The following is an 8,929-nucleotide window of genomic DNA, read 5'->3' on the forward strand; positions in this document are numbered from 1 at the left end:
CCCTTAAAAGGCTAGCCATTACCAAATAATTAATAATTAAATAGGGCTTACCGATCAAATATAAAAGTATTTATATATAAAGGTTTGAGTATTTTTAGGCTCGAATTGCAGTGCCTCTGTTTCAGTTGAAAACGCTCAAAAAGCTAGTATTTTAGGCGTATAGTTGGGCAGAAAAATCATTCTTACAATTCTTACTCCTACCTCCTCGCTCCCCACCCATTTCTCCGTCTCCCCCTCCTGGGAGGGGTTAGGGGTGGGTTGTCTCCTGTCTCCTGTCTCCTACCTCAGCAAAAAGACTTTATTCAGCTTTCTGTGGTTTTTTTACCCTCAAAAAATACTCCTGCTGCTAAAATTTCTCTACCCTTTTCTCCTAATACAATATCTAAATTATCACCTTCTTGTACTAAAAAAGCGTGCCAATCTTCTAAACGTTCTTGCCATTCTTGTTGTTGAATATAAGGCCAGACAGTTTGAATAAACATCATCATACTATAGGATGGATAATGATGGGGAAAAATACCACTATTGATTTCTTCAAAGTCTGACAAAATTTTCCGTAAACCATGAATTGTCATATTAAAATAATGGCTGGGGTCAGCGTGAAGTGGTTGTAAAAATGCAGTATCAATAAATATTAAACCTCCTGGTTTTAAGATGCGATAAAGTTCTTTTGCGGTAAAAAATGGATTAGGTAAATGTTCAAAAACTGCATGACTAATTATGCCATCAAAGCAGTTATCTGAAAATGGTAATTTTAATGTTGAGCAGACGACATCTGTATATTGATATTGCTGCACATCTAAGTAACAAATATTTGGCTTTAGATATTCTTTTTGAGTGTTACCTGCGCCAAAATCTAAAACTATTCCATTTTCTCCAATTTTATTTAATACTGTTAAAATTCCTTCTGAGTAAGGATGGGTAGTTTCTGTTTCTGTGAGTTTAATAAATGGTAAATCTCCTGGTTGCAAAATATGAGGAGTATTGCTTCTTATCCATATAGGGCAATTTTTTTTATTACATGGTGTAGCTATATTTCCACATTGGGGACAAATTAATAGTTTTTGTAGGTTGAAAATTTTCTGTCGTTGAGGTTGGTTAGGGATATTTCCAATAATTTTAAATTGATTTTGAAATAATAATATTTTTTCTCTTCCATCGGCAAATATTTCTATTTTTATATCTGTCTCTGGTTTAATATTTTTTGGCAGTAAAAGCTCTCCCCCAAAACCACTATGACTAGCATATTTTTTTTCTGGAAAAGCAGCAGCTACATCTGGTCGATATCCACCATGTAAAAGGGAGGCATAAGGTTTTCCATTTAGATAAATACTTAGTTGAATATTGAAATTATTTTCAGAAATGTACCAACCAGAAAATTTAGTTAAGTAATGTATTTCTGTGCTTTTAGGAAAATCTAGATTAAACATTATTTATTTTCATAATTTGCCAGTTTTAAGACCAATTTTTCATACTTTAACTACAAATTTTGACTTAAAAATTACCAAATAATAAAGATTTAAAGGCTCTCCTTTAAAGTAGAAAAGCGGTCAAGGGATGGCTAGATATCCCCCCCATATCCAATCGATCAAGAGAAAATAAAAAATTTTTCTTTTAGTCAATTTTCTTCTTTTCAAGGAAAGGTAATTGTTAATTATTAATTTTAGAATGCTTTGTTTTCTCTATCATTGGTTTCTCAAGTTTTGAACTTCTTCTAAACTTAAACCTGTATTTTGACTAACACTTTTTGCATCTAAAAATTCTAGTAATCGTTTGGCAATTTCGATTTTAGCTTCTCGATTACCTTGCTCAATTCCTTGTTTTATGGCTCTTTTTATAGCATTTTTTTTGTCGGCGATATAAGTTTCCCGTGCCTCTAAATTTTCAAATTATTCTCTAGTCAAACCAGCTTGATTAGCAACTTCAAATGCTTTATGAATTTCTGGAACTTCCCTCATTTTTTCTGGCACAGAATCTAAACTATTCGCACTTTTGAGAAAATACAGCCATTTATCAGTAATTGTTGTTAATTATGAGATTTATTTAGTAAATTTGGGCAATTCCACAAAGACTAATTCAATGTCATAAATAGGATAGTCTATTCAATAATCTTTTTCCTTGAGCAAAAAGCGAGAAATAATTTTATCTAATCCAGAAAACATTTCAAAATCTGTAATAGTTAAGCCAATAACATAATTTAGCAAAGTGTAATCTTCTCCTGAATCTAACTGAGTAGGATAAGCTTTAGCTACATTATATAAAATCCGCTTTTCAAATCCTTCTAAGTTCAAAACTTACATTTCAATAATTACAGTTTTTTCACCAGTAATTTTGGCTTTAACATCTAAATAAGTATCTTTTAAACCTCGAATTTTAGGTACGAGATAGGGGTTGAGGATTTGTAGGTCTTTGATAGTAGGATTACTGTCATAGAGGATGCTGTTTAGGAAACTAATTAAAATGTCTTTACTTTGTTCGGAACCAAATATTTTCTTGAAGGCAAAATCTGTTTTGGGATTAATAAAAATCATTGGTTTGACCTCTTGAGGGAGTAGAGGAGTAGGGGAGTAAGGGAGTAGGGGAGTAGGGGAGTAGGGGAGTAGGGGAGTAGGGGAGTAAAATTAAGCTTTAAATACCCTTATTTTTCTAGAAAACAAGAGTCTAAAAAAGTGTTTAATGACTCCATAACCAAAGTCAAGAGTAACACAAAATTGGAAATTATTAGTAACATTAAACCCACTAATTAATCCGTACATCTGTGCCATAATCCCTGTGTGCTAATTTATCTAAAGAAAAGTATGCTTCTCTGAATATTTGACCATAAGTTTCTGTCATTTCAGCAAAAGTATTTAATGACTCCAGTACATATTTAGAATTATCTGCGAGTCGATGACGCAATGCTTCATCTATCAATAAAGATGTCAAAACATTTGCTAATTCTTCTGGGTTATCGGGAGTATAGAATAAACCATTAATATTTGGTTTTACTTGTTCAACTATGCCAAATACTGGAGTAGTAATTATGGGTAAATTATAAGCCATTGCTTCTAATATGACTCTTGGGAAACTCTCGACCCGAGAAGTACAAACAAATATATCTGCTGCTTGATAATATTTGGCTGTTTCTGGAGTTTCTTTGACTATTTCTACTCGCTGTTGAATTTCTTCTGGTAATTCAGTCAAAAGTTCGTGTAATTTTAAACTGTAAAGATTTGGGCGATCGCCTACTATAAAACATTTGATTTTTTTACTTTCTGTTTCAGGGATAAATGATAAAGCTTTTACTAAATCTTGTTGACCTTTCCTTTCACAAACAGTACCTAATAATAGAATGACAATTTCATCACTTTTTACTTCTAAAGCTGACCTTGCTGATTGTTTTGACCATTTATGAACTGCGGATTTTAATAATTTTAAATCTAAGCCATTATGTACAACAGTAAAATTGTGATGACTATTCAAAGGTAAGTATCTATTTCGAGTAGCATCTGCCACAAAAATTACTCGATAAGGATAGCGGAAACATTCTAATGCTCTAGCAGCTATATCTGTGCCAAACCGATTAAAATAAGTTTGCCAAGGCTCACTTTCATGTACATTCCAAACACTAGGAATATTTAACATCTGAGCCACATCTACCATGAAAAAATTTTCTAAAGTATTGACATACATAACATCAATATTTAGTGCTTTTATTTCTTTAGCAAAACTAGCTAAAGCTTCATCATAAATATCTCTTTGATAAATATGTTCTAGTGGATTATCCCGAACAACTACCTGAATATTATGTTGTTCATAAATTTCTCTCAATTCTCCATCATTGACAGAAAAAATTATTGGTTCAACAATTCCATCATCTGCCAATTTTAGGGCAATTTCTAATTGATGAAGTGGTGCACCAGTTAAATCTAAGGAATTACTACACATCAATAATTTAATTCTGGGAAAAATGTCTTTCATTTCAGCGAGTAAATTTTCCTCAGTATAATTAACCAGTTCGTTTATTGGTGTTTTATTTTGAGAATTTGCCTCTAGTTTCGGATTATTTATTGGTGATTTTTGCTGAGACTCATCTACTTTTGCCTGACTATTTATTTCTAGTTCATTTTGAGAATTTGCCTCTAGTTTCGGATTATTTATTGGTGATTTTTGCTGAGACTCATCTACTTTTGCCTGACTATTTATTTCTAGTTCATTTTGAGAATTTGCCTCTAGTCCCAGATTATTTATTTGTGATTCTTTCTGAGGATTGTTATATTCTGACTCCTGACTCCTGACTCCTGACTCCTGAATAAAATATCGCCTTGGTTGAATTTCAAATAACTCACTTTCGAGAGAAAAATGAGGACTATAAAACCTATCTACCATCTGAGAATATTTCTGACGATAATTTGCTTCTTCCTGAGGATTATCAGAATAACCGCGACTTGTTCCTTCCTTATGAATTAATTCAGCATCAGGACAATAAACTGAACGATAACCATTTTCCAAAAGTCGATAACCATAGTCAGCATCATTATAAGCAACGGCAAAATTTGACTCATCAAAACCACCCAAATCTAAAAATAATTGCCGGGAAGTTAACATACAAGCAGCAGTTACCGCCGAATAATTTCTTGACACAAAAGCTTGAGAAAGATAACCCCTATTTTCACTATGTAATAATTTAAAAGCATGACCTGCTAAACCATGATGTAAACCATGAATTACTCCTGCGTGTTGAATCCTTTTATCGGGATATATTAATTTGGCACCCACTGCTCCAACACCAGGGAATTGTGCATAACCAATCATTTGACTTAACCACTGAGGAGAAATAACCTCCGTATCGTTATTTAAAAATAGAATATATTCACTACCAACCTGTTCTACAGCACGATTATTAATCGCAGCAAAATTAAACTTACCCCCACTGTTAGGAATAGAAATAACCGATATATTTGCCGACCCAGAAAACGAACTTTTCAGATTTGCCAAATATTCTAAAGTCTCAGACTCATCACTTTCATTATCAATCACAAATATTTGATAATTCTGATAAGTTGTCTTTTTCAAAGACTCAATACAAGACTTCAATAATTTGACTTGATTTTTAGTCGGAATAATAATACTTACCGACTTACCTTCGTCCGGAAAAGTAGCTTTAAAAATTCCCAAATTTTCTCGCACTGCCCAATCTGGTTGATAAATATCTCCCTTCACACCACGACGTTTTAAACTTTCTTGAACCGCTCTTTCACCTGCTAGAAAACTTTTCGGTTTTTCCCCACCAGAAATAGCAGTCGAACCAGGAGAAGTTCGCCAATGATATAACACCAAAGGTAAATGCCCAACTTCGCAAGAAATTTCCGTTGCTCTTAAAGCAAAATCATAATCTTGAGAACCTTCAAAACCAATTCTTAAACCTCCAACTCTCTCAAAAATTTCTTTTCTAACTACGCACAAATGACCCATATACATATAAGAAAGTAACAGCTCTGGAGAATATTCCGGTTTAAATTGAGGGTCGAATCTTTTGCCTTCTGTATTTATTTTGTCGTCGTCCGAATAGAGAAAATCTGTTTCTGGATTTTGACTTAAATATAAAGCCACTTCTCCCAAAGCATCAGGAGTAAGTTCATCATCATTATCTAGGAAGAGAATAAAATCTCCCGTAGCAAGTTCAGCAGCAGAATTCGTCGCAGCACTAATATTTCCATTTTCAGAACGGAATATTAATTTAATCCGAGCATCTTTCTCAGCCATTTCTGTCAGAAATTCCCGAATATCTGGATTACTACTACAATCATCCGCTATACAAAATTCCCAATTTTGGTACACTTGGTTTAGTACACTGGCTATTGCTTTGTCTAAAAATTCCAAAGGTGGGTTATAAACTGGCATGACCACAGAAATTTTAGGTAAAGTTACCTGGCAACCCTCTAACCGAGAAATTAAATATTGAAGGGAGCGATCGCCCCAGTTATTTACGGCCAACCAAGCGTCATAAACATCCATAGTTTCTGACACCATAAATCCGGGAGGCGCGAATAATTCTCCTTCTTGCCATTGTTGTTGTCGATATATCTGTAATATTTGTCTGGCAATACCAGGTAATTCTGAAGGTAGAGGGATGATGCGACCCAACCTTTGCTTCCTTTCCGCAGTCCGTTTCCCAATAGCTTTAGCAAATTTGGATAACTTCTCGAATTTATCTTTAACTTTTTCCCAGAAACTATAACGTCTTAGTTTTAAAAATTCTGAGCAAGGGAAACCAACTATTTCCCCATTTTCTAAATGTGCTTCTAAACTAACTTGCCATTTTCCGACTGGAAGTTCCACCGTTGCCTCAAACCCACTATCCGAACTTCCCACCAAATCAGGGAAAACTGCTCCCACATCTTTTCGATGCAAACCATAAGCACAGTCTACGGAAATATCCCCACATTTGAGAACTAATTTTGTGATTTTCTGCTCTGGGTGGCAACACCAACCGGCAAATAAAATTACCCCCTCCCCTTGTTGCCAGTCTGTAGGTGCATCAAAATTTGCTTCGACTGTAGATACTGATATTGGATAGGAGGCAAATTTATGCCACTTTCCTTTTTTATCCTGTGCTTCGAGAATTAATTGATAATTTCCTGGGGAGAGTTGTATATATACTTGGAAACCAGAGTTTTCCGAAGCAGGAATGTCTGGATATTCTTGGGCAACATCTGGTCGCGAGATACCATAGTTACCAGGAAAAATTTCGCCTCCCACTTTGGCACGAATAGTTTGGATGTTAAGACTACCGCTATGGAAACACCAACCTACTATTTGTATCTGGGAGTTAGAAATTTTCCAGTTAGTAGGGGAGTCGATGGAGAAAAATAAGTGCTGTGATAGCTTGCTTAATTTCCCTTTCAGACCAAACCACTTTTCCCGCAGTTTCCAAAACTTGGAAGATTTCATGGCAGACATTTCCACCCTAAGTGTTTCAGTTTCTAGATGTTGGACGTTTAATTCAGCTTGAATTTGCTCTAGTTGAGTTTGAGTTTGCCCTAATTCTGTTTCTAAAAGTTGAATTTTATCCTGAGATTGGACTAATTTTACTTGAGTACCATTTAATATTCCTTCTGTTTTTCCTAATTCTGTTTCTAAAAGTTGAATTTTATCCTGAGATTGGACTAATTTTACTTGAGTACCATTTAATATTCCTTCTGTTTTTCCTAATTCCGTTTCTAACAGTTGAATTTTACTTTGAGACTCTTGTAACTTAGCGATATTACCGTTAAGTTGTTGTTGAGTTTGACCAAATTCTGTTTCTAAAAGTTGAATTTTATCCTGAGACTCTTGTAACCTAATTTTATTTCTTTCAAATTGAACTTGGGTTTGCCCTAATTCTGTTTCTACCCCTAATAACTTTTTCTGAGATTCAGTTAGTTTTACCAGAGTACCATCCAGTTGAACTTGAGCTTTACCTAGTTCTGTTTCTAGACCTAATATTTTGGCTAAAGCTTCTTGAAATCTTGTCGCTGAGTTATCGAGTTGTGCTTGAGTTTGACCTAAATCTATTTCTAATCCAATGATTTTCTTTTGAGACTCATCTAGTTTAATTTTTGTACTTTCAAATTGTGCCTGAGCTTGCCCTAGTTTGATTTCTAATGTGGAAATTTTGGTTTGATGTTCTTGGAATTTTCTTTCTTTACCGTCAAGTTTAGTTTGGGTTTCACCTAGTTCTCTTTCTAGTACTTCTAATTTTTTAACAGACTCTTGGAGTGTAACTTCTCTGCTATCCAGTTGTTGCTGAGTTACACCCAGTTCTTTTTCTAGATTATGTACTTTATGCTGTGCTTCTTGGAAAATTTCTTGCCATTTTTTCAAGTCTGTTTCTAACAGATTAATTTGTTTTTCTAAACCTCGAATATTCGACCAATCTTGAAATTCCCAGAATTGGCGATTGTTCTGGATATTTGTGATTAATTCTGCTCCTGACTCGCCACCTAAACCTATTTTTTCTAGTTGTTGATAAATCTCTAATGTTTCTGGGAAATATTTTTCTATTAGGTTAGGTCTACTGGTTTTAATAATATCCTTTACTAACAAAGATTCTTCAAAATTTCCTGGGGTAGGTGTTGGTAAGTCTATTTCAAACTTATCATTAACTGCTTGAATAAAACCTTCAGGATTTTTGCCAATACTATCAACCTTTGCTATTAAACATTGCTGATAAAAATTTTGATAAAAATCTAAGATTCTTTGATTAGAATTCAGCCACATTTTTACAGCTATTTCTGGCTGTTCCAATAAATTTTCATCCGTAGCTCGTCGATAAAGTGAATCTACTACTTCCCACGGCGAACGATAGACAAAAATAAACTTAGCATCTGGTAATAAGTTTAACCAAAAGTTTAAAAATAATGTTGTTCTTGGGTCTTTCCATCCCCAGCTTTTTCCTAAATTATCTTGAGCTTCTTCACGGTTTTTAATTAATCGTTTAGCCGCCTTTAAATATTGTTTCTTGACGGGAATTTCTGTAATTTCAACATTACTTCCTAAATCATCCAAACCTTGGGAACCTAATATTCCTTTTTGCAGTTCCACAAATTCGATATCTTCAAAATGCCCCCTAATATTTCCATATTCCGGCCTCACTAATTTCTCTCCAATATTTACCCCTACACTATGAAATAAAGAAGCTGTTAATGAGGTTCCCGAACGGTGCATTCCTGTAATAATAAAAACTGTTGATTTCATCTAATTTTTATCCTGATATTAAGCAAAGTTGTAAGCAAACAGCTATCAGCTATCAGCTATGAGTTATTATCGCACCTAAGTCCGAATTAGTCTCCAAAGAGAATTAAAAGTTATGTTTACTTCTGCATTTCCTACCGAAAGAAAGCAGAAGTTAAAAGTCATACATTTAAAAGTCAATCATTTTTGATTTGTAATTGTTTGAGAATTTTGA

General features: G+C 34.1%; 4 protein-coding genes. All 4 read right to left on the minus strand.

The annotated features are described in order from the left end of the window. Positions 1–302: 302 nt before the first annotated feature. A complete protein-coding gene (locus F6K13_RS07310; RefSeq protein WP_124143822.1) occupies positions 303–1,430 on the minus strand; it encodes a class I SAM-dependent methyltransferase in 1,128 nt (375 codons plus the stop codon). 672 nt (positions 1,431–2,102) lie between these two features. Then, on the minus strand, positions 2,103–2,291 hold the full coding sequence (locus F6K13_RS34955; protein WP_338043139.1) for a hypothetical protein: 189 nt from the start codon (positions 2,289–2,291) through the stop codon (positions 2,103–2,105). A 3-nt stretch (positions 2,292–2,294) separates the two neighbouring features. Beyond that, on the minus strand, positions 2,295–2,531 hold the full coding sequence (locus F6K13_RS34960; protein WP_338043138.1) for an Rpn family recombination-promoting nuclease/putative transposase: 237 nt from the start codon (positions 2,529–2,531) through the stop codon (positions 2,295–2,297). A gap of 208 nt (positions 2,532–2,739) precedes the next feature. Next, positions 2,740–8,718, minus strand: a complete 5,979-nt coding sequence (locus tag F6K13_RS07320) for a glycosyltransferase (RefSeq protein WP_287287111.1) — start codon at positions 8,716–8,718, stop codon at positions 2,740–2,742. Positions 8,719–8,929 lie beyond the last annotated feature (211 nt).

Origin of the sequence: Okeania sp. SIO2B9 (genome assembly GCF_010672505.1) — a bacterium.
Lineage (GTDB): Bacteria > Cyanobacteriota > Cyanobacteriia > Cyanobacteriales > Microcoleaceae > Okeania > Okeania hirsuta.

What these genes read in the sequence shown, in the direction of transcription:
- F6K13_RS07310 (WP_124143822.1), bottom strand. Translation starts at nt 1,430, where the DNA reads ATGTTTAATCTAGATTTTCCTAAAAGCACAGAAATACATTACTTAACT.
- F6K13_RS34960 (WP_338043138.1), bottom strand. Translation starts at nt 2,531, where the DNA reads ATGATTTTTATTAATCCCAAAACAGATTTTGCCTTCAAGAAAATATTT.
- F6K13_RS07320 (WP_287287111.1), bottom strand. Translation starts at nt 8,718, where the DNA reads ATGAAATCAACAGTTTTTATTATTACAGGAATGCACCGTTCGGGAACC.